Origin of the sequence: Dyadobacter sp. CY345 (genome assembly GCF_021502725.1) — a bacterium.
GTDB lineage: Bacteria > Bacteroidota > Bacteroidia > Cytophagales > Spirosomataceae > Dyadobacter.
The window spans coordinates 501,160-521,594 of the sequence record NZ_JAKFFS010000001.1 but is presented as its reverse complement, the minus strand read 5'-3'; the positions used below and the strand labels follow the sequence as shown (position 1 = coordinate 521,594).

The 20,435-nt window shown below is 39.7% G+C and carries 18 protein-coding genes; 8 read left to right on the top strand and 10 right to left on the bottom strand.

The window, feature by feature from the left end; translation table 11 throughout:
- Window positions 1-15 precede the first annotated feature (15 nt).
- A complete protein-coding gene (gene ychF, locus L0657_RS02310) occupies window positions 16-1,119 on the bottom strand; it encodes a redox-regulated ATPase YchF (RefSeq protein WP_234648538.1) in 1,104 nt (367 codons plus the stop codon).
- A gap of 186 nt (window positions 1,120-1,305) precedes the next feature.
- A complete protein-coding gene (locus tag L0657_RS02305; RefSeq protein ID WP_090335433.1) occupies window positions 1,306-1,626 on the bottom strand; it encodes a DUF3276 family protein in 321 nt (106 codons plus the stop codon).
- Between the two features lie 269 nt (window positions 1,627-1,895).
- Here L0657_RS02305 and L0657_RS02300 point away from each other — a divergent pair, with 269 nt between their 5' ends.
- From L0657_RS02300 to L0657_RS02290, 3 genes are read left to right on the top strand one after another with little or no spacing between them, the layout of a single operon-like run.
- Window positions 1,896-2,348, top strand: a complete 453-nt coding sequence (locus L0657_RS02300; protein WP_235148779.1) for a septal ring lytic transglycosylase RlpA family protein — start codon at window positions 1,896-1,898, stop codon at window positions 2,346-2,348.
- A gap of 15 nt (window positions 2,349-2,363) precedes the next feature.
- Window positions 2,364-3,278 (top strand): DUF58 domain-containing protein, encoded by a 915-nt coding sequence (locus L0657_RS02295; protein ID WP_235148778.1) that lies wholly within the window; start codon window positions 2,364-2,366, stop codon window positions 3,276-3,278.
- 51 nt (window positions 3,279-3,329) lie between these two features.
- Window positions 3,330-4,475, top strand: coding sequence for a hypothetical protein (locus L0657_RS02290; RefSeq protein WP_235148777.1), 1,146 nt, complete (start codon window positions 3,330-3,332; stop codon window positions 4,473-4,475).
- Here the strand turns inward: L0657_RS02290 and L0657_RS02285 are convergent.
- Both L0657_RS02285 and radA read right to left on the bottom strand, forming a co-directional pair.
- Window positions 4,414-5,229, bottom strand: a complete 816-nt coding sequence (locus L0657_RS02285; protein WP_235148776.1) for a glycosyltransferase family 2 protein — start codon at window positions 5,227-5,229, stop codon at window positions 4,414-4,416. The two genes, L0657_RS02290 and L0657_RS02285, sit on opposite strands and share 62 nt — an antisense overlap.
- Before the next feature lie 388 nt (window positions 5,230-5,617).
- Window positions 5,618-6,991, bottom strand: coding sequence for a DNA repair protein RadA (radA, locus tag L0657_RS02280; protein ID WP_235150419.1), 1,374 nt, complete (start codon window positions 6,989-6,991; stop codon window positions 5,618-5,620).
- Window positions 6,992-7,158: 167 nt separating this feature from the next.
- Here radA and L0657_RS02275 point away from each other — a divergent pair, with 167 nt between their 5' ends.
- Window positions 7,159-7,872, top strand: coding sequence for a porin family protein (locus L0657_RS02275; RefSeq protein WP_235148775.1), 714 nt, complete (start codon window positions 7,159-7,161; stop codon window positions 7,870-7,872).
- A 105-nt stretch (window positions 7,873-7,977) separates the two neighbouring features.
- On the opposite strand, the gene L0657_RS02270 is transcribed toward L0657_RS02275, so the two are convergent.
- Window positions 7,978-8,376: a LytTR family DNA-binding domain-containing protein gene (locus L0657_RS02270; RefSeq protein ID WP_235148774.1), complete on the bottom strand. Its 399-nt coding sequence runs from the start codon at window positions 8,374-8,376 to the stop codon at window positions 7,978-7,980.
- A 399-nt stretch (window positions 8,377-8,775) separates the two neighbouring features.
- Here L0657_RS02270 and pheS point away from each other — a divergent pair, with 399 nt between their 5' ends.
- Complete coding sequence (gene pheS / locus L0657_RS02265; RefSeq protein WP_255717729.1) at window positions 8,776-9,816, top strand: phenylalanine--tRNA ligase subunit alpha; 1,041 nt, start codon at window positions 8,776-8,778, stop codon at window positions 9,814-9,816.
- An 88-nt stretch (window positions 9,817-9,904) separates the two neighbouring features.
- Here pheS and L0657_RS02260 read toward each other — a convergent pair whose 3' ends face one another.
- On the bottom strand, window positions 9,905-10,636 hold the full coding sequence (locus L0657_RS02260) for an esterase family protein (RefSeq protein WP_235148773.1): 732 nt from the start codon (window positions 10,634-10,636) through the stop codon (window positions 9,905-9,907).
- 142 nt (window positions 10,637-10,778) lie between these two features.
- Window positions 10,779-12,209 carry a circularly permuted type 2 ATP-grasp protein gene (locus L0657_RS02255; RefSeq protein ID WP_235148772.1) on the bottom strand — a complete coding sequence of 477 codons (1,431 nt, stop codon included), beginning with the start codon at window positions 12,207-12,209 and terminating at the stop codon, window positions 10,779-10,781.
- 354 nt (window positions 12,210-12,563) lie between these two features.
- Between L0657_RS02255 and L0657_RS02250 the strand changes: the two genes are divergently transcribed.
- The 3 genes from L0657_RS02250 to L0657_RS02240 all read left to right on the top strand — a co-directional run bounded on the left by L0657_RS02250 (window position 12,564) and on the right by L0657_RS02240 (window position 17,230).
- Window positions 12,564-14,120: a DUF5723 family protein gene (locus L0657_RS02250; RefSeq protein WP_235148771.1), complete on the top strand. Its 1,557-nt coding sequence runs from the start codon at window positions 12,564-12,566 to the stop codon at window positions 14,118-14,120.
- A 73-nt stretch (window positions 14,121-14,193) separates the two neighbouring features.
- Window positions 14,194-14,589 (top strand): peptide-methionine (R)-S-oxide reductase MsrB, encoded by a 396-nt coding sequence (gene msrB, locus L0657_RS02245; protein ID WP_310588254.1) that lies wholly within the window; start codon window positions 14,194-14,196, stop codon window positions 14,587-14,589.
- A 121-nt stretch (window positions 14,590-14,710) separates the two neighbouring features.
- Entirely contained in the window at window positions 14,711-17,230 is a 2,520-nt protein-coding gene (locus L0657_RS02240; RefSeq protein ID WP_235148770.1) for a penicillin-binding protein 1A, read from the top strand.
- 300 nt (window positions 17,231-17,530) lie between these two features.
- Here L0657_RS02240 and L0657_RS02235 read toward each other — a convergent pair whose 3' ends face one another.
- From L0657_RS02235 to L0657_RS02225, 3 genes are all read right to left on the bottom strand, one after another.
- Window positions 17,531-17,731 (bottom strand): hypothetical protein, encoded by a 201-nt coding sequence (locus L0657_RS02235; RefSeq protein ID WP_235148769.1) that lies wholly within the window; start codon window positions 17,729-17,731, stop codon window positions 17,531-17,533.
- Between the two features lie 399 nt (window positions 17,732-18,130).
- A complete protein-coding gene (locus L0657_RS02230) occupies window positions 18,131-18,322 on the bottom strand; it encodes a hypothetical protein (RefSeq protein WP_235148768.1) in 192 nt (63 codons plus the stop codon).
- A gap of 272 nt (window positions 18,323-18,594) precedes the next feature.
- Window positions 18,595-20,364: an ABC transporter ATP-binding protein gene (locus L0657_RS02225; protein WP_235148767.1), complete on the bottom strand. Its 1,770-nt coding sequence runs from the start codon at window positions 20,362-20,364 to the stop codon at window positions 18,595-18,597.
- Window positions 20,365-20,435: the final 71 nt, after the last annotated feature.

Genomic DNA, 20,435 nt, shown 5'->3' with positions numbered 1-20,435 from the left:
ATTTTTTAATATCAACTAAACGTTGAACCGGAAGTGCATAATATCACCGTCCGCCACAACATATTCTTTTCCTTCCACTGCCATTTTACCAACTTCTTTCACGCCAGCCTCAGATTTATACAGCTCATAATCAGCTAGTTTAATAACCTCGGCACGAATAAATCCTTTTTCAAAATCACTGTGAATTACACCGGCAGCTTGTGGCGCCTTCCAGCCTTTCACGATTGTCCAGGCACGCACTTCTTTCACACCAGCAGTAAAATAAGTAATCAGATTTAAAAGCGCATAAGATGCTTTGATCAATTTACTAAGTCCCGACTCTTTTAAACCATATTCTCCAAGGAACATTTCGTGCTCCTCTTCATCTTCGATTTCTGAAATTTGAGATTCGATAGCAGCACAGAGAATAATCACATCCGCACCTTCATGCGCAACGGCTTCTCTCAATTTTTCAGAATATTCATTACCCGAAAGCATCGAATCTTCATCCACGTTTGCAACGTAAAGCACGGGCTTGTCGGTAAGCAATTTCAAATCACCAACGGCAGCTTCTTTCAAATCTGCATCAGAAACAACAAGACTGCGCGCATTTTTACCGGCTTCCAGTGTTTCTTTATATTTTTTTAAAAGTTCAAGCTCAGCCTTTGCCTTTGCGTCACCCGCTCTTGCACCTTTTTCAGTTTTCTGAATTTTTTTCTCGATCGATTCAAGATCTTTCAACTGCAATTCGATATCGATGATTTCTTTATCAAAAACAGGATCCACCTTTCCTTCAACGTGAACAACGTTTTCATCCTGAAAACAACGAACCACGTGAACGATAGCATCAACTTCACGGATGTTGGCAAGAAATTTATTTCCCAAACCAGCTCCCTGACTTGCGCCTTTTACCAATCCGGCGATATCAACAAATTCCATGATTGTTGGTATCACTTTTTGAGGTTTAACCAATCCGATCAATACATCAATTCGTTCATCCGGCACCGTTACAACGCCGACATTTGGTTCGATAGTACAGAAAGGATAGTTGGCTGCTTCGGCTTTACCGGTAGAAATAGCATTAAATAAAGTGGATTTCCCAACGTTCGGTAATCCAACAATTCCACATTGAAGGCTCATAAAAACTAAGACGAATGAGATGAGAAGGCCTTTAAGCCATTACGCTCATCATATTAAAATGGTAAATGGCCATACTTAAATAGCAAGCCTTGATAATTTCATGCAAAATTACCAATTACCTGACAGAAAAACTAAAAGCCTTCGTCAATGATTTGCGAAGGCTCTTCTAAAAAAGTAAAGTTTTTTTTATTCCCACTTCAAATCTGACTCGCCGATTGCGTCTACTTCATCCGCTTTGGCCTCATACTGAGAAAAATCAACTTCTGGCATCAATTCCGTTTTCACGTGATCTACCGCATCCTTCAAAGCCTCTACAAACTTATCAAAGTCCTCTTTGTACAAAAACATCTTATGTTTCTCATACGTAAAGCCTTCTCCCTGAGGATGACGGCGACTTTCAGTAATGGTTAGGTAATAGTCGTTGGATCGCGTAGAGCGAACATCGAAGAAGTAAGTCCGTTTTCCCGCCCTGACCCTTTTGGAGTAGATTTGCTCTCTGTCTTCCACTATGTTTAGTTTTAATAGGTTTGCAAACGCTAAAATAGAAAGTTTATTGCTGCGAACAAAAAAACGGGCACATATTAGCAATAACCTTGCCATGAAAAATTAAAACTTTTAGGATTTCTGTTGCACTTTATCAACACAACACAAGCTTTTCTACGGTTATTCCGTTACATTTGAATAATATGCAGGATTGCGGCTCAAAGCTGCCTCGCTATTATGGTAAAAGATAAGGCTCTCTGAGCCTTGTTTATGTTCCACCTAAACGCTCAGATATGACTTATCCTCGGATTCTGATTCTATTATTTTTGTCCCTGGCGGCACTCCCTGATGCAGAAGCACAGATAAGCCTTGGCAAAACTGAAGTTGGTCGCGCTTCATTCTATTCATCACGCTTTCACGGGCGAAAAACCTCATCAGGAGAGATTCACAATAGTACCGAACTCTCCGCCGCGCACCGCACATTACCGATTAATACGATGTTGGAAATCACAAATCCAGCTACAAATCAGAGAGTTATAGTGCGGGTAAACGATCGCGGCCCTTATTCCAAAAACAGGATGGTTGATATTAGTAAAGAAGCTGCGCGCTTAATAGGAATCATTTCCAGTGGTGTTGCCAGCGTTTCTATGCGGATTGTTGGTATGGAAGGAATGGTTATGCTGGATTCCAATGAAGAAGTTGATCATAAAGCAGGTAAGATTATCTCCATGCGTACAAAAGATTAATTCGTTTTTTATTGTATGAATAACAGGCAACTGGATTTAGCAAAAATTAGAGAGTTTGGCAACCTGGAATTTCTGGCCAAGCAGTTGGTTGAAGGTTTCATTACCGGACTTCACAAATCTCCCTTCCATGGTTTTTCTGTGGAATTTGCTGAACATCAGTTGTATAACACCGGCGAATCAACCAGAAATATTGACTGGAAAGTTTTTGCCAAATCTGACAGGTTGTATGTCAAACGTTACGAAGAAGAAACAAATCTTCGCTGCCATATTCTTCTTGACACTTCCTCTTCCATGTATTATCCGGAAGAAAACTACGGCAAAATGACTTTTAGCCTGATGGCCGCTGCAAGTCTGACCTATTTATTACAAAGACAAAAAGACGCCGTAAGCCTGTGTACATTTTCAGATGTAATTGAAATACAGACGGCAGTGAAGTCGACTCCTTCGCATGTGCATAAGATCATGCAGGAATTAAACGGACTTTTACAAAAAACACGACCCTTACAAAAAACTTCTGTTGCCACGGTTCTCCACCAATTGGCCGAAAAAATTCACAAACGTTCCCTCGTCGTCATTTTCAGCGATATGTTTGACAACATTGAAGAAGCTGATCTGATATTTTCTGCTTTACAGCATTTAAGGCACAATTTACATGAGGTACTTCTTTTTCATGTTACCGATAAAAAAACGGAAGAATCATTTGATTTTGAAAACCGTCCTTATGAATTTATTGATCTGGAATCCGGGGAAAAAATTAAGGTACAACCTGATCAGGTCAGAGAATCGTATCAAAAATTTGTCGGTGATTTTTATCAAAAATTGAAGTTAAAATGCGGTCAGTATAAAATTGACTTTATAGAAGCTGATATTGCAAAAGGGTTTGATCCGGTTTTGATGGCCTATTTAGTGAAGCATTCGAAAATGAGATAATTTTTACTGAAATTTGGTGTGCGAATTTATAGCCAATTTGCATACCCTTTTATGAATAAGCTTTCCTCTCTATGTATTCTTCTTGCTTTTTTTGCAGTGGTCAGCGGATGTCATTCCGCAAAAAAATCTCTCAAACGAGGTGATTACGATGACTCCGTTTTTCGAGCTGCTGATAAGTTAAAAAGTAACCCTGCGCACAGCGCTTCCATGGAAATTCTCAAACAGGCTTTCCCAAGCGCGGTAGCTCAACATTTAGATGACATTTCTAAAAATGATTCTGAACCAGAATTGCCAAAATGGGAGCTATTATTGTCCTCATACCAAAAGCTGAATAAATTATATAATGCAGTAAATTTATGTGCTCCCTGCGTGTATTTGGTAAGCGCAAAAAATTATTTTGAAGAAGAAAGAAATTCGCGTCAAAAATTGGTAGAAGTACATTATTCGGAAGGAGCCAAATTATTAGCAAAGGGTGAACGTTCTGCTGCCAGAATTGCCTATGAGCATTTTGAAAGAGTGCAGGAACTGAATCCCAATTATAATGATATTGAAAAACGGCTGGAAACTTCTTACAGCATTGCCTCTTTCAAGGTTGTAGTAGAGCAGGTTGCGGTTACTTCCAAAGCTTACCAGCTAAGCAACGCCAATTTTCAGGATCGCATAGATGACTTTTTGAAAGACAACCATAGACTAAACAAATTTGTCCGGTTTTATACACCTGACGAAGCCACCAATAACAAACTGACACCAGATCATGTTATTACCCTTCAATTCGATGATTTTGTTGTGGGACAAACGTTGATTGAAAAAAATACGGAAACGGTGGTTAGCAAAGACAGTGTGAAAATTGGTGAAAAAGTCGTTAATAGAAATAAAATTACTTTTTACGATAAGGTAAGTGCAAAACTTACAAAGACCCGAAAAACAATACATTCCAGTGGATTGCTTGATATGCGTGTAGTAGATTTTAACACAAAGCGACAGATTAATCAGGAGAAATTCAGCGGGGAATATGATTGGGTTTGCGAATGGGCAAGCTTCAATGGCGACGAGCGTGCGCTATCGCCTTTTCAAATAAGAATGTGTAAAAGTCAGGAATTACTTCCTCCTGATGCTCAACAGCTATTCGCAGAGTTTAGTAAACCGATTTTTGATCGACTGACGGATAGGTTAATGGACTATTATTCGAAGTATTGAAATTCTTCGCAGTAAGTTTCTGAAAAATTTTATTACTTATCCATCTGAACGAAATCATTAGTGAAGAGAGTATGCTTTGCTTCTGATATGTCCGCCATAAAAGCCAGTTCCACTTAAACGATCTGATTTTATTAAGATTCTTTGATCCTGCATGAACACGGTAAAAAGCCAACGGCTCCTCAATGGCATAGGCTCTATCTATATTTTCAAACATATCCAGCCACATTTTATAGTCTTCATGAATACGAATTTTTTCATTAAATCGATAATTTTTAAACATCTCCCGATTGTACATTACCGTCAGGCAGCCAATCTCGTTCCCATGATTCAATAGTTTTTCGTATGTAATAAAATTAGGTGCTTTACGAAATTCCATCACTTTACCATCGTTATTAATTACATAATACGAGCTGAATGAGAACATCATATTCTTTTCCTCCATTGTAGAAACCTGTTTTCTTAACTTTTCGGGAAGCCAAAGATCATCGCTATCTAGGAAGGCAATATGTGAATATTTCGCATTATCAATCCCAATGTTTCTTGCACCAGCAGCACTGCTATTCTTCTTTAAGTGAAAAACTTTAATTCGTGAATCGCGCTCGGAGTAATGATCAATTATCTCTTCGGTTCCATCTGTTGATGCATCGTTAACAATTATAAGTTCCCATTCTGCCATCGTTTGTGCTAACACAGACTCGATACTAGCCGAAATATACTTTTGTGAATTGTAACAAGGCATTATAATTGAAACCATACTTTAGATTAATTTATTTAACACCAGTGCATGAAACTTCAAACCACCAATGAGTTGAGTTTAGACAAAAATTTGTTTGCTGTTACCAGCTATTAATTTTCATTTAGACATTGCAAATAAGAACGGACGTTAATTCTCTACTAAAAATAATTGCGTCCATTTTGTTGTTAACAAGTAATACGTATACTGAATCACACATATGCAATATACGACTTTTAGCCCCACAAGAGTAACTATTTCTACTTTTATGTAAATTAATCACGAATCGAAATTTATTAAAATACAATTTTCTCTATAAAAAATTGTAGTCGACTTGATACTCATAAACGCTCTTCACACTCCATAAATAGTATACGCTGGAATATTGTTAATGTTTCAGATTTTAGATTTATTTATTTAAAAACAATTCCATAAAGAGCTGATCCAAATGAGCTACCGTCACAACTTCGATGTTAGCATCCTTAAAATCCAAACCCTTTCCATTATACTTCGAAATATAAATTTTCTTAAAACCAAGCTTTGCAGCTTCGGAAATCCTGCTTTCGATTCTGTTTACAGCCCTCACTTCGCCTCCCAAACCAACTTCGGCAGCAAAACATACAGAGGGTGCTATAAATGAATCTTCATAAGAGGACACAATTGAAGCAACCACTGAAAGATCAATTGCAGGATCTTCAACACGCAATCCGCCGGCTACATTTAAAAATACGTCCTGAACACCTAATCTAAAACCTCCGCGTTTTTCTAAAACAGCCAGGAGCATTTGTAATCTTTTAGCATCAAATCCGGTTCCGCTTCGCTGCGGAGTTCCATACGTTGAAACACTTACCAAAGATTGAATTTCGATCAAAAGAGGACGATTTCCTTCCATCATGGATCCAATGGAAATTCCGCTAATTGGTTCGTCGCGCTGGGAAATAAGAATTTCAGAAGGATTACTAACCTGCCTCAAACCGGCGGCGTGCATTTCATAAATCCCTAGCTCAGATGTACTTCCAAAACGATTTTTGACAGTTCTTAGAATCCGGTATGTGGTATGGCGGTCTCCTTCAAATTGCAAGACCGTATCGACCATATGTTCCAAAACCTTCGGCCCAGCCAGAGAACCATCTTTGGTAATATGCCCAATCAAGAAAACGGGAACTCCTGTTTCCTTTGCATACTTCATAAACTCAGCCGTACATTCCCGCACCTGCGAAACACTTCCCGCTCCTGATTCAATGTAGGCCGAGTGCATCGTTTGAATCGAATCTATAATCAATATCTCAGGTTGAAAATCCTCAATTTGCCTGAAAATATTGGCGGTATGGGTTTCGGTAAGAATAAAACAGTTATCGCTTTTCGAAGACATTCTCTCCGCCCGCATCTTAATCTGCTGCTCCGATTCTTCTCCTGAAACGTATAAAACTTTTTTCTTGGTTAACGTCAATGCGATCTGAAGCATCAAGGTTGACTTACCAATCCCTGGCTCCCCACCGATCAAAACCAGAGAACCTTTAACAATCCCTCCACCAAGAACCCGATTTAGTTCACCATCGTCAGTTACGATTCGCGGTTCATTGGCATATTCAATTTCTGCAATCGCCTTGGGTTTACTGGCAAGATTTACAGACTTCCAGGTGACGGTAGCTTTTTTATCCTCTTTTTCAATCACTTCCTGCACCATCGTATTCCACTCGCCGCAGGAAGGACACCGGCCCACCCACTTGGGAGAATTATATCCGCATTCCTGACAAAAATATGCTGTTTTGGCTTTGGCCATAGGGATTCTTTCTTTGTTTGTTGTCGTATGATTGGTTACAAAATCACTCTTATAATTTGCCAAATATGCAAACCTTTTTTCCGTTAAATCAAAAAACAGTAGGTTTACGTACCGAATTTTATTTCCTGACGTTATCAATCGGTTTTCGTCATCAACAATTTTTAAATATGAACGTTATTAAGACAACAATTTATACCAGCCTTTTATTCCTGGCCGCCGTAGTTTCTGCTCAGGCGCAGTCAAAAGGATTTGTTATAGGTTTGAAGGGAGGGGTTAATTTGTCAAGACTGACAATGGGTAATGTGTTCACGACACGTTACGATGACAATGGAAATGCATTTTTAAAGTATGACGGTTCCGAGGTGAAGGACAATATCAAACAAAGTTTTGATACCAAGACCGGCTGGGTTGGCGGGGTTTACATGCGTTTTGGGAAAACAATTTTTGTGCAACCCGAAGTTCTGGTTTCTACAAAAGGGGGATCATTCCAGATTATTCCTGACGGCTCAACAACAGCGCAGAATGTTAAGATTAAATACAGCAATATCGATGTTCCGATCCTGATCGGCTTGAAGGGCGGGCCCATCCGTATTTTAGCCGGTCCGTTATTCTCCTTCCGCGTTGGAGACAATCAGAAACTCAGCGATGCTTTCAAACAATATTCTTCAAACCGGGATAAATCTTTATCTAATGCTGTCGTAGGATATCAGTTTGGTGCAGGTCTTGATTTGGGAAGCTTTAGTCTGGATGTCCGGAAAGAAGGAACGTTTACAGACCTTGCAACTTTTAAACTCAACGGACGGCCAATCGAAGGCAGCAATGCAACGGTTCGCCAAAAAATAACTTCGTGGCAGGTCACACTTGGACTAAAATTATTGTAAGCCGCGTCACAACAAAACATGCAGCCATCGATCTTGCGATGGCTGCTGTCCTTATGAATAACCCACTAATTTATAGAGTAAAGTTTTTATCAATAGAATGCTGGATTATGCGCTGATGCGACGGTTAGTATGATTTAGTATGTTGCTGATCTCTTTAATTTTTCTCCGTGACACGATCACCTCTTTCCCGCAGGACATTTTCAACATGCGATCATCTTCCATACGCTCTACAACGAAATTTGAATTAACCAGGTACGATTTGTGAACGCGTATAAAGTTGTTAGCCAAAATTTCAGCGAGGGATTTTAAAGTTTTGGAAACCAGATATCTCTTACCTGCATTGGTGTAGATAAACGTGTAATTCCCCTCTCCTTCCAGAAACGTAATAATGTCAGGAGTGAGAAAAATCGTTCTGCCCATAGACTGAACAGAAATGTTAACTGTCCTTTCGGCGGAGGCGTTGTCCGATAATGTTTGATGAGTAAAAGTTCCTAATGTTTTCATAATGCTGGGGCTGGTTTTTCTGACGTTGTTTATGAATCAAATTTAACTGGAATATTTGGACAAGTAAAGTACCCACAAATGGGTATTTTTATCTAATTTTCTGTTATACAAGAGGTTACCAAAGCACCGCTCCATCAAATGACGTAACTGAACTTACCAAAACACGTAATTTTACTTGGTACCCGAAAGGGCTATTTTGGACTCTTTTCAGGGATAAATTTCCGAAGCTGGAAAAATGTCCTGCAACGCCTCGTAACTTTATCTATCTTTGCAGAAGATTTCCAACCGGAACCAACCCGCTTGACAGCCGGTTTAGAATAAATAGAAAATACTGGAATACGGCAGTTGGCAGCCAGCAATCTGGATTCTGATTACGTTTCTTTACAACCAATAAAATTTATGATTACTGATCGGGTAAAGGAATTACTCCAAGAAATTGAATTATGCAAGGTTGAAAATAAAGAACAACTTGAAGCATTTCGTTTACGGTATATAAGCAAAAAAGGCGTTGTTACCGAACTGTTTGACGGGCTTAAAAATATTCCACAAGAAGACCGCCGCGTCGTTGGTCAGGAATTAAATACGTTAAAAAATCTGGCTCAAACTCGTTTTCAGGATTTTACTGCGATTCTTGAAACGGCTACTGAAAATAATGAAGGAAGCCAGATAGACCTGACACTTCCGGTTGCGCCAAATCTTCAGGGAAGCATCCATCCTTTGACAATTGTTCGTCGTCGGATTATCGAAATTTTCGAACGGATGGGATTCAATGTTTCTTACGGACCGGAAATTGAAACAGACTGGTATAATTTCGGCGCATTAAATTTTGCAGATAATCACCCTGCGCGTGAAATGCAGGACACTTTCTTTATTTCAAAAGGAGAAGGTGCTGTGAAAGATGACGTATTGTTAAGAACACATACATCAAACGTGCAGATTCGCTTGATGGAAAGACAAAAACCACCGATCCGCTCAATTATGCCTGGCCGCGTATTTCGTAATGAAGCAATTTCTGCGCGCGCACATTGCGTATTTCACCAGGTTGAAGGTTTGTATGTCGATCGTAACGTAAGTTTTAAAGATCTGAAAGACACGCTTCTTCATTTCTCAAAGGAAATGTTTGGAAAGGATTCTCAGATCCGTTTGCGCCCGTCATATTTCCCGTTTACAGAACCAAGTGCAGAAATTGATGTGACCTGTTTTATTTGTAAAGGAGTCGGTTGTAATATTTGCAAACATACCGGTTGGGTAGAAATCGCAGGTTCTGGTATGGTCGATCCGGCCGTTCTCGAAAATGCAGGAATTGATAGTGAAGAATTTACAGGATTTGCATTTGGTATGGGGATCGAACGTATCACGATGTTACGTTACGGAATCAGCGATTTAAGATTATTCACTGAAAACGACGTCCGTTTTTTAAGACAATTTGAAGGGGCCTAATACTTCTTATAGATTAATTGAAAAAATAATTCCGATTTCCAGGTGATATCCAGACTTACTGGGCAGCACGGAAATCGGAATTATTTTTTTAGAATCGAGTTTCCAAATAATAGGGCAACATTTTCTTCCAAGTCGACCATTCATGTGGAATGTCTGCTCCCCAGATATCAAGCTCATGAGGAACATTTTTAGAATTTAAAATAGCAGAAATCTGGCGGGAGCATTCAGGATATTCATAAGCTCCGGATCCCGTGACAAAATGAATATGCCTGCTTTCACGGTATAGTGATAATTGCCATTCAGCTTTCAGCTGTGAGAGATAATGAATCGGAGAATTAAAATACACGTTGTCATCATAATAACCACTTGTATACGCACTTAGATCATAACACCCGCTCATGCCGATTACACCGTGAATAAAATCGGGATAACGAAAAAATAAATTGGCAGCATGAAAAGCACCGAGTGAGGCGCCAGCTGTTATAATCTCGTTTTTCTGACTCGTCGTATCTTTAATATAAGGTATAACTTCTCTGATCACATAGTCATTAAAATGCTGATGACGAACCGCTTTATCATAACCATGCATGTGTGGATTCAACCAACTTTCTCCATTGATACTATTGATGCAATACACTTTTACCTTGCCAGAATTTATGTACGGTGCAATACTCTCTATTAATCCATTCTGCTCATATTCAAGGTAATCCGAGGCTGCTGTGGGAATTAGTAATAAAGCAAATCCATAGTGGCCATACACGGCAATATCCATTTGTTTATTCAGAGACGGACTGTACCAGCTAGTTACTTCACGTTGCATTTCGTTTCCGTTTAAGTTGATAGAGTGTTAGAAACATGTTCTGTTAAGATGGCAACGTTAAAAAATTAATGCCAGTGCCCGGAAACCCGACACTGGCATTATTTTCTTTGAAATTCTTTACTTAAAACTTTTATTTCTAAATTTAGTACAAAACCCAGGTATCCTTACCTCCGCCGCCTTGCGAAGAATTGACAACCAGCGAACCTTTTCTTAGGGCTACGCGGGTCAGCCCACCTGGAATAACACTAATATCGTCACCATATAAAATATACGGACGAAGATCAACGTGGCGTCCTTCCGCATGTCCATCAACCATACAAGGTACCCGTGAAAGAGAAATTGTTGGCTGGGCAACGTAATTCCGAGGATTATCCCGAATTTTTTGTCTGAAAATTTCGTGTTCTTCCTCTGTTGCTTTTGGCCCGATCATCATACCGTAACCACCTGCTTCATTCGCTTCTTTTACTACAAGATCATGAATGTTGGCCAGCACATATTCGAAATCATCCGGCTCCCGGCAGATATATGTTTTTACATTTGGAATTATCGCTTCCTCTTTCAGGTAATATTCAATGATACGCGGCACATAAGCATAAACAACTTTGTCATCCGCAACACCTGTTCCTGGCGCATTTGCCAAAGCAACACGACCCTTTTTGTAAACCTCAAAAATACCGGGAATACCAATTAATGAATCAAGATTAAATGCTTCCGGATCAAGGAACGTATCGTCAATACGACGGTAAATAACATCAACAATTTGCAGTCCGCTGGTTGTGCGCATTTTAACATAACCGTCAGAAACGACAAGATCACGCGCATCTACCAACTCCACACCCATTTGCTGGGCAAGATAAGAATGTTCAAAATAAGCAGAATTATAGATCCCGGGCGTCAAAACCGCAACGGTTGGATTAGGGCGGTCTGCAAGATGCTGCAACATTTGCAAAAGCCTTGTCGGATAATCTGATACAGGACGCACACCGGTACGCGCCAGCACATCAGGGAAAATTTGTTTTGACAATTCCCTGTTTTCGATCATATAAGAAACTCCTGACGGACAACGTAAATTGTCTTCGAGTACCATAAACGTCCCGTCGTCTCCTTTAATTAAATCTGTCCCTGTAATATGACACCAGATCCCTTTGGGAGGATTCAGTCCGATGCAGGGTTTCAAAAAACATTTACTGGATTCAATAAGGTCTCTTGGAACAACCCCGTCGTTCAATATATTCTGTTCATTATAAACATCATGAATGAACATATTCAGCGCTTTAATTCGCTGTTTTAATCCTTTTTCCAACCATTCCCATTCTGCATTCGGCAATACACGCGGTATGATATCAATCGGCATAATCCGCTCCGTTCCTTCACCTTCCGAATACACATTGAAAGTTATCCCCATCGAAAGCAATGCACGCTCAGTAGCTAACTGCCTGTTGGTGAGGTCCTCGTTGGTTAAGTTTTCAAATTTATTTTTTAGGTGTTCATATCCCGGACGGATTTGTCCATCGGGAGTAAACATCTCATCGAAGAAATCCTCGTTTTGGTAACCAGAAAATGAAAAATTCATACAATACAAAATTTGAATAAGTATACTTCTACTATTAACAGAACAATATATGGCATATGTTTCTATTTGCAAAATGTTTCGATCACGATAATCAGCAAAATCATATTTTTTCTCTTCTAAAATACAACCTTTTAAGTCGTCAATAGTTTAATTTTTAAATGCTTACAAAAAAGAATAATACAAATTTCACGGATAATAAGATTTCCGGGTATGGATTTTATTCATCAAAATGTATCCCGTTTATTAACACATCATTATTATTTGCCCTTGGATAAACAATCGTTGTATGTCAGGCCTCTTCATGTTTTCTTTGCGGAGGGAATAATGAAACACAAGGTTTCCCGTTTTAACCACATGTCTAAAAACTTGTTGCTTATTGGTGGAATAATACTGGGAATATCGAATAGTGCTTTTTCACAACACCTACAGGGAATAGCGATGGGCAATTATTCGGGAACACAGGCCTTGTATCACAATCCCGCATTTGTCGCCGATTCACGTTATAGCGTTTACGTCAATGTTGTTGGAACACAACTTTACACTGCAAACAGTGGTGTTCGGTATAATGCACCATATTCCTTTCTTAGTCTGATCACTAACCAGGTTTCTTCTGAACATAGAAATGAAAAAGGCGCCGTGCTATTCCCCAGAGCCTATCTTAAAGAACGACTTAATGGACGGGATAAGTGGCTGAATGCCGGCGGCGATACACGATTGCCGTCGATCATGTTTGGACTTTTCAAAAATAGGATCGGTGTGGGATTGTCCACACGGGTCAGGTATTATGTAAATGGTTCGGGAATAACTGAGAATCTTGCCAGACTTTTGAGCAAAACTACCAGGGAACCAGGTTTACAAGGTGGAACATTTACAGACCAATCCGGAAAACTTAATGTCAACGCGTTGGGAGAACTGGCAATGACTGTCGGTGGAGTGGTAATAGATAATGAAACAGACTTCCTGAAAGTTGGTATAACCATCAAGAGACTTATAGGATTGTATAACGCCAATGCCGAAGTGAGAAATTCGAGCTATTCAATTGAACCTGATCCAGCCTGGGCAAACCGGCGTCATTTAATCGTTGGCGACCAGATCAATGTTAAATACGGAATTACGAAAGACGAAGCCTTTCAGAATTTCAGGCCGAATGTTTCATGGTTACTAGGGAATATGGCCGCAGGCAGAGGATGGGGAATTGATGTTGGAGCAGTTTATGAATATCGTCCGGATATTAACAAATACTCGTACACTGAAAAAGGCGTACGGATGCATGATGCAAGTAAGAATAAATACTTATATCGGGTAGCTGTTTCCCTAACAGATGTTGGAAGAGTTCATTTTAACAATCCGACTTACCTGTTGCAACAGGAGGTTAATACATCAGGAAGTATTTTACGTTACGATGATTTCCAAAGACTTCAGGGCTCCGAGGGCGCATTCAACGCAGTTAACAGTGCTTTTGGCGTAACCGGCTCTCAAACAGCAGATTTCCATTCCACATTGCCTATGGCTTTTCAGGCAAGTGTGGATTACAACATTCAACCGAAAGTTTATGTCAATGCGTTATGGGTTCAGAATTTGGTACCACAGGGTGCTATGGGAATGAAAGCCGAATCCATGTTATCTGTAACGCCACGTTATGAACACAAGTGGTATGAAATTTCGGTACCTGTTTCTATCATGAACAGATATAGCTCTCCTGCCATCGGGCTGGCAATGCGCGCTGGGCCTCTTTGGCTAGGTACTGACCATCTTACAGGACTGCTAAATATTGGCAATCCGAAATCGTTTAATTTATATTTTGGCATATCAGCAGGTTTGTTCCGCCGCCCTCCTGAATTGGCTAATAAATGCTGGCCAGCGGAAAAATCGTGGTTGAGGCGAATTTTCAGTAGACGCGATTCGTTCTAATATTAACAGCATTTAATGCAAGTACAGTTATTTTTTATAAATTAACCGGTGCTTCAACTTCAAATCTAAAAAAATGAGAGAAATAGCGAAATCAGAAGAAGAGTGGCAAAAAGAGTTGACTGGGATGCAATGTTTCGTTTTGCGTGAAAAAGGAACAGAAAGGCCATTCACCAGCCCATTAAATGATAACAAAGAAGAAGGAACTTACGTATGTGCAGCATGTGACACACCATTATTCAGCTCTGAAACAAAATATGAATCAGGATCTGGATGGCCAAGTTTCTTCACTCCGATCGGCGAACAAAGTGTGGAAGAAATTGTCGACAACAGCCACGGAATGAGCCGCACCGAAGTAGTATGCCGGACATGCGGAGGTCATCTGGGCCACGTTTTCAACGACGGGCCAAAGCCAACCGGACTGCGCTACTGCATGAATGGCGTTGCACTAAAATTTATCAAAGCGGCATAGCCTTAGCTGCGGATAAAGCCGGACATACCAAGATATGTCCGGCTTTTCTTATCTTTGACACCCTTATGAACCTTAACGTTTGATGGAAGTTATCAAAACCTTCTACAATAAAATCAAAGCCATGTTTCAATTCATTGGAACACAGCTGAAAGCAATTATAAAAAGCATTATCTATAAACTTTTCGGCTTTTTTGTCGGTAAAGCAAAAACGGATCAATACTTCGACTCTGTTCGCCAAAAACGGGCAGCTTACCATGCTTGGTGGGACAAAAGGATGGATAAAAACTCCGCCTTTTACAAGCCAGTTGTGTTCACCTGGAAATTATTTTTATATGGTTTTCTAGGATTTTTCTTTTACATCTTTTGCGTAGAAACCAATTTCCTTTGGTTAATGGGAAGTATGCCAAGTGTGGAAGATCTTCAGAACCCCAAAGTTTCCCAGTCGTCTGAAATTTATACTTCCGACGGATTAATGATCGGAAAGTTTTATACAGAAAACAGAACACCTGTTCCCTACGAAAAAATATCGCCAAATCTTGTTAAAGCACTTATCGCCACTGAAGACGTTCGTTTCTATGAGCACTCAGGAATTGACTACCGTGCCATGGCGGGTGTAGCTGTTGGGATTGCAAGTGGTGAGACGGATCGTGGAGGTGGAAGTACGGTAACGCAACAGCTTGCGAAAAAACTTTTCAAAACCAGAAAAAGAGATGCGCGCGGATTGTTGGGATCAATACCGGGACTGAGCACTTTAATTTATAAAACGAAGGAATGGTTGACGGCAATTAAACTGGAAAGAAATTTTACCAAACAGGAAATTCTTACCATGTATTTCAATACCGTCGATTTTGGTAACAATACTTTTGGTATCAATACTGCGGCCAAATCTTATTTCAGCAAAACGCCGGATAGTTTGAATGTGCAGGAAGCAGCGGTTTTGGTTGGTTTACAAAAAGCGACAACAACCTATAACCCTGTAAGAAATATTAAACGCTCCACAGAGCGACGCAATGTGGTTATCAGCCAGATGGCGAAATATGGCTATCTTACTGCCAAACAAGCGGACTCGATCAGTGCGTTGCCAATAGAATTGAAAACTAAGTTCGAAACGCCGTACGACGGGAATGCCAATTATTTCAAAAATGCGGTGGTAGATTATGTAAAAAAATGGGGTGATGAGAATGGCTACGATCTGTATACGGACGGTTTGAAAATTTATACGACCATTGATTCCCGTATGCAGGAAAAGGCAGAGGAAGCAATGACCCAGCGTATGAAACAATTACAACGTGTTTTTGAAGACCATTGGGGAAAACAAAATCCATGGATTGATGAGACAGGCAAAGAAATTCCGAATTTTCTGGAAACGGTCGTAAAAAGAACAAGCCGTTACAAATCCTTGACGGCGAAATTTCCGAATAATCCGGATAGCGTTTCTTACTATCTGGCTAAAAAAGACACGATGACTGTCTATGATTGGAAAACGAGCGGCCAGATTAAAAAATACTGGAGTTCGATGGATTCACTTGATTATTACAAACGTATTTTACGTGCGGGGATGATGGCTATGGATCCGCATAACGGACAAATTAAAGCATGGGTTGGCGGACTGGATTACAATTTCTTTAAATATGACCACGTAAAACAGGGCCGTCGCCAACCTGGGTCAACATTTAAACCGTTTGTTTACACCACGGCAATCGATGATTCCAGTTTCAATATGACACCGTGTGATCAGATTGAGGACAAACCTTTCCAAAAAACATATATGGAAGATGGTGTTGAAAAAGAATGGAAACCGAGAAACTCTACTGGTTATTTTACCTATTCCAATATGACGCTTCGTCGCGCTCTGGCACAGTCTGTCAATTCAGTTACAGCACAATTAACGGAAGACGTTGGTGCTGCGGACGTTGTTCGCTATGCTAAGAAAATGGGGATAACCACGCCCTTAAAACCTGTTCCATCTATTGGTCTGGGCCCGTTTGACGTTTCCTTGTATGATATGGTAGCGGCTTACAGCGTATTTGTCAATAACGGAAACTATACTCAGCCCATTCTGGTCACCAAAATTGAAGACCGTAATGGTAAGATTATTGAGGAATTTGTCTCAGAATCCCGCCGTGCGATTAGTGAAGAATCTGCCTTTTTGATGGTTCACATGCTTAAAGGCGGTGTCGAAGAATCGGGAGGAACTTCGAGTTCTATAAGATGGAGATACGATGTTGCTAAAAATAATAATGAGATCGGCGGTAAAACAGGAACCACTTCAAATAATTCGGATGGCTGGTTTATGTGTATCACGCGTGATTTGGTTATTGGTGCGTGGGTTGGAGGCGATGATCGCAGTATCCACTTCCGGACAACGAATCTTGGAGAAGGTGCAAAAACAGCCCTTCCTATTGTAGGTAGTTTTCTGGAAAAAGTTTACCGGGATAAATCGATTGGTATAGAACCAGGCCCATTCCCGAAACCGAGTTTCAAGATCAACAAAGAATATAATTGCCCAACCTACTACGAGCCAAGCCGGAGCGATTCTCTGGATATAGAAGGTGACAGCTCAGGTACGAGGAATGCGGATGACGACTTTTTGATCGGTCCTCCTCCAATACCATTGGACACGGGCGGAAGACGAAATTAGATTTAAAACAATAACGGCGAAAAGGAAATCCTTTTCGCCGTTATTGTTTTATAGAAATAATGTAGACTATCTAGTTCTTTTAAAAATCAGAAATGTTTTTTTACATCCTTCTATTGCAAAACAGATTGACATTGAAACATAGAAAAACAGAGGCTTTTTAGAAAACAAAGTCCAGCTAATCGGAAAACCGACTTTATAATAGTCCTGAATAAGGCAAATGTTGTGACAATAAAAAAGCGCTAAATTGCAAGGAGGCGGTTAGATGGCTCCGTGAATAGTAACGATTATTGAAATTAAACATTACTTACCAACCTTACGCTGCGGTTTTCTTTTAAGCAAAAAAATGGTAACCAGTCCGCCAATAAATCCAAGAGCAACTTCTTCCAGATGAGAGCCGTGAAAAGCTTTACTAAATTCAGATAGTGATTGACCCGCTAACAACAAATAAAAACCACAAATCACCAGAATGATGACAATCAATTTACCAGTAATAACTCCCATTTGATAGTGTGTAAAAGGTTAGAATAGATTAAGATCCTAAGCAATTCACAACGTTGAAGAATTATAACAATATCGACTAATAATCAGATACTTAAAAACTTTATTCCAACTTTGATTAAAATAAATCTGAGTGTTTTATTTCGTAAATAGCAAATAACGAGCAATACCTATTTCGCCCCCTCTCCACTCAATGACTCTTCTGCTTTTTAAAAAAAGTAATAACTAAAAACCAAAAATGAATAATTACCAGCAAGCAAATATCTTGCCTTGTAAGACTTTCATTTAAATAGAGTAATTTATACAAAAGGTAAAATGATTCTGCTGAGAGGCATATGGAAATTATTTTGATTGCGGGTTTAGTAACCATAAGCTCTTCGTATAATTGTGAAAATGAATTAGCTAATTTGCTTTTCCACGGTAATGTTTGAAATAAATCATCACGAGCAAGACAATCAAAATTACTCCGGTTGATAAATAAAATATGTACAGATTTTCACCTGGCTCTTTTGGTAATTTATATTCCCTAAAAGCCATCCAACCCATTAAACAGGTAATTGCGATAATACCAAAATTGGATTTTAAAAATCTCATATCTGCTCAAATTCATTTGTTGGATATTAGACCCTGATTTTTCTCCTAATCTGTATCAGACAAAAATTGCTCATTGACAAATTACAATCTCATAGCGTAAACTTTAAAACATCAAGCATCTATCAATTTGCAGTGCGTAAGCAATTTTAAATAAATAATTACATTCCAAAAAACTTTATTCCAACTTCGATTAAAATAGTTTAGCAACAAAAAACCAACTTATTCTACATCAAAAACAAGTTGGTTTCAATTACTATTTTTAAAGAGATTACCTAGCCAATCTTCAAAACCTCCTTATACTGCATCCGGTACAGATTTGCGTAAAAACCCTCTTTTTCAAGCAGTTGCTCGTGCGTACCTTCCTCTTTGATTTCACCTTTATCTACTACGATAATTTTATTTGCTTCCTGAATGGTGGACAGACGGTGCGCAATAACGATCGCCGTTCTACCCTTCATTAATTTTTCAATTGCTTTCTGAATAAGTTCCTCGGTTTCGCTGTCGACAGATGACGTGGCTTCGTCCAACACAATAATCTTTGGATCGTGAACCATAGCGCGTACAAATGAAATCAACTGGCGCTGCCCGACTGATAATGTGGCGCCCCGCTCCATAACATTGTAGGTATACCCACCAGGTAATCGTTCGATAAAATCGTGAACGCCGACCAGCCTGGCCGCTTCCACAATTTTTTCGTGGGTGATGGTATCATCGCCCAGACGAATATTGTTTTCAATTGTATCAGAAAACAGAAATACATCCTGCAAAACAACACCTATATTTCTTCTTAAAGCGGTCAGTTCAAATTCATGTACTTCCCGGCCATCGATGAAAATTTGCCCTTTGTTAATATCATAAAAACGACTCAGCAAATTGATAATGGACGATTTTCCTGCGCCAGTCGCTCCCACAAAAGCAATGGTCTCGCCCTCATTTACTTTGAAATTAATATTTTTTAAAACATAATCTTCATCGTTGTAAGCAAACCAGACCTCTTTAAATTCTACTTCCCCGCGCAATTTTTCGGGTATAAAATCACCGTCATTGGCGGTATATTCATTGCTATCCAAAAGCGTCAGGATCCTGTCGGTACTAACAATCCCCATTTGCAAAGTATTGAAACGGTCAGCAAGTTGACGAATCGGCCTGAAAAACAGGTTAATAAACATGACAAATGCTGTCACCGTACCAAAAGTAACTTCTGCATTCAATATCTGTTTGGAACCATACCAAACCACCAGACCGGTACCCGCCGCAGAAATTACATCAGCAACAGGAAAGTAAATCGAATAGTATAAAATAGAACGAATGTTAGCATCCCGATGCACCTTATTAATTTCTTCAAACTTTTTATACTCAATATCTTCACTGCTAAAAATCTGCACGATGCTCATGCCGGTAATATGCTCCTGAACAAAAGAATTCAGATTGGAAACCGCCGCACGCACTTCATTAAAGGCATCTTTGATTTTTTCCTTGAAGACATAAGTACAAAACAGCATCAACGGAATCATCGAAAGACTGATTAACGACAATTTCCAATCGGTATAAAACATTACTCCGATGATCAGAACCAGCTGCAAAATGTCGCCCGCAATTGCCGCCATACCATCACTGAATACATTGGAAAGCGTTTCCACGTCAGAAATCGTTCTGGTCACCAAACGTCCGATGGGTGTGTTATCAAAAAATTTAAGTCTTAACCCAATAATCTTTTCATACAACTGAACGCGGATATCACGGATAATATATTGTCCAAGCCAGCCTGCCATGTAGGTATTCCAGAACTGCACAAAACCCTGAACGATCAAAACCACAACCATGACGGCCAACATTAACGCCAGCTGATTATAATTTCCTTCCGCAATGGGTTTGTCAATCGTGTATTTTATCAATAACGGCGTTAGAGGAGCCAGCACAGCGTTGATCATAATGATCGCGATGAGTAAATAAAACTTACCCTGGTATGGCCGAACGAACGTGTATAAACGTTTAAGTGTGGGGAGATCAAATATCTGACCGCTTTTGGTTTCCTGGTTCACAGACTGGTGGTTGTTTTCTAATTATTAGCCATTGGTTGATAAACTTCCACGGGCTTTTTTGTATCACAAAT

Excerpts from the sequence above, each read along its gene's own strand:
- L0657_RS02295 (WP_235148778.1), top strand. The coding sequence starts at position 2,364 with ATGAATAACAGGCAACTGGATTTAGCAAAAATTAGAGAGTTTGGCAAC.
- radA (WP_235150419.1), bottom strand. The coding sequence starts at position 6,991 with ATGGCCAAAGCCAAAACAGCATATTTTTGTCAGGAATGCGGATATAAT.
- L0657_RS02240 (WP_235148770.1), top strand. The coding sequence starts at position 14,711 with ATGTTTCAATTCATTGGAACACAGCTGAAAGCAATTATAAAAAGCATT.
- L0657_RS02270 (WP_235148774.1), bottom strand. The coding sequence starts at position 8,376 with ATGAAAACATTAGGAACTTTTACTCATCAAACATTATCGGACAACGCC.
- L0657_RS02260 (WP_235148773.1), bottom strand. The coding sequence starts at position 10,636 with ATGCAACGTGAAGTAACTAGCTGGTACAGTCCGTCTCTGAATAAACAA.
- L0657_RS02255 (WP_235148772.1), bottom strand. The coding sequence starts at position 12,209 with ATGAATTTTTCATTTTCTGGTTACCAAAACGAGGATTTCTTCGATGAG.
- L0657_RS02275 (WP_235148775.1), top strand. The coding sequence starts at position 7,159 with ATGAACGTTATTAAGACAACAATTTATACCAGCCTTTTATTCCTGGCC.
- ychF (WP_234648538.1), bottom strand. The coding sequence starts at position 1,119 with ATGAGCCTTCAATGTGGAATTGTTGGATTACCGAACGTTGGGAAATCC.
- L0657_RS02290 (WP_235148777.1), top strand. The coding sequence starts at position 3,330 with ATGAATAAGCTTTCCTCTCTATGTATTCTTCTTGCTTTTTTTGCAGTG.
- L0657_RS02250 (WP_235148771.1), top strand. The coding sequence starts at position 12,564 with ATGTCTAAAAACTTGTTGCTTATTGGTGGAATAATACTGGGAATATCG.
- L0657_RS02235 (WP_235148769.1), bottom strand. The coding sequence starts at position 17,731 with ATGGGAGTTATTACTGGTAAATTGATTGTCATCATTCTGGTGATTTGT.
- pheS (WP_255717729.1), top strand. The coding sequence starts at position 8,776 with ATGATTACTGATCGGGTAAAGGAATTACTCCAAGAAATTGAATTATGC.
- L0657_RS02230 (WP_235148768.1), bottom strand. The coding sequence starts at position 18,322 with ATGAGATTTTTAAAATCCAATTTTGGTATTATCGCAATTACCTGTTTA.
- L0657_RS02300 (WP_235148779.1), top strand. The coding sequence starts at position 1,896 with ATGACTTATCCTCGGATTCTGATTCTATTATTTTTGTCCCTGGCGGCA.
- L0657_RS02285 (WP_235148776.1), bottom strand. The coding sequence starts at position 5,229 with ATGGTTTCAATTATAATGCCTTGTTACAATTCACAAAAGTATATTTCG.
- msrB (WP_310588254.1), top strand. The coding sequence starts at position 14,194 with ATGAGAGAAATAGCGAAATCAGAAGAAGAGTGGCAAAAAGAGTTGACT.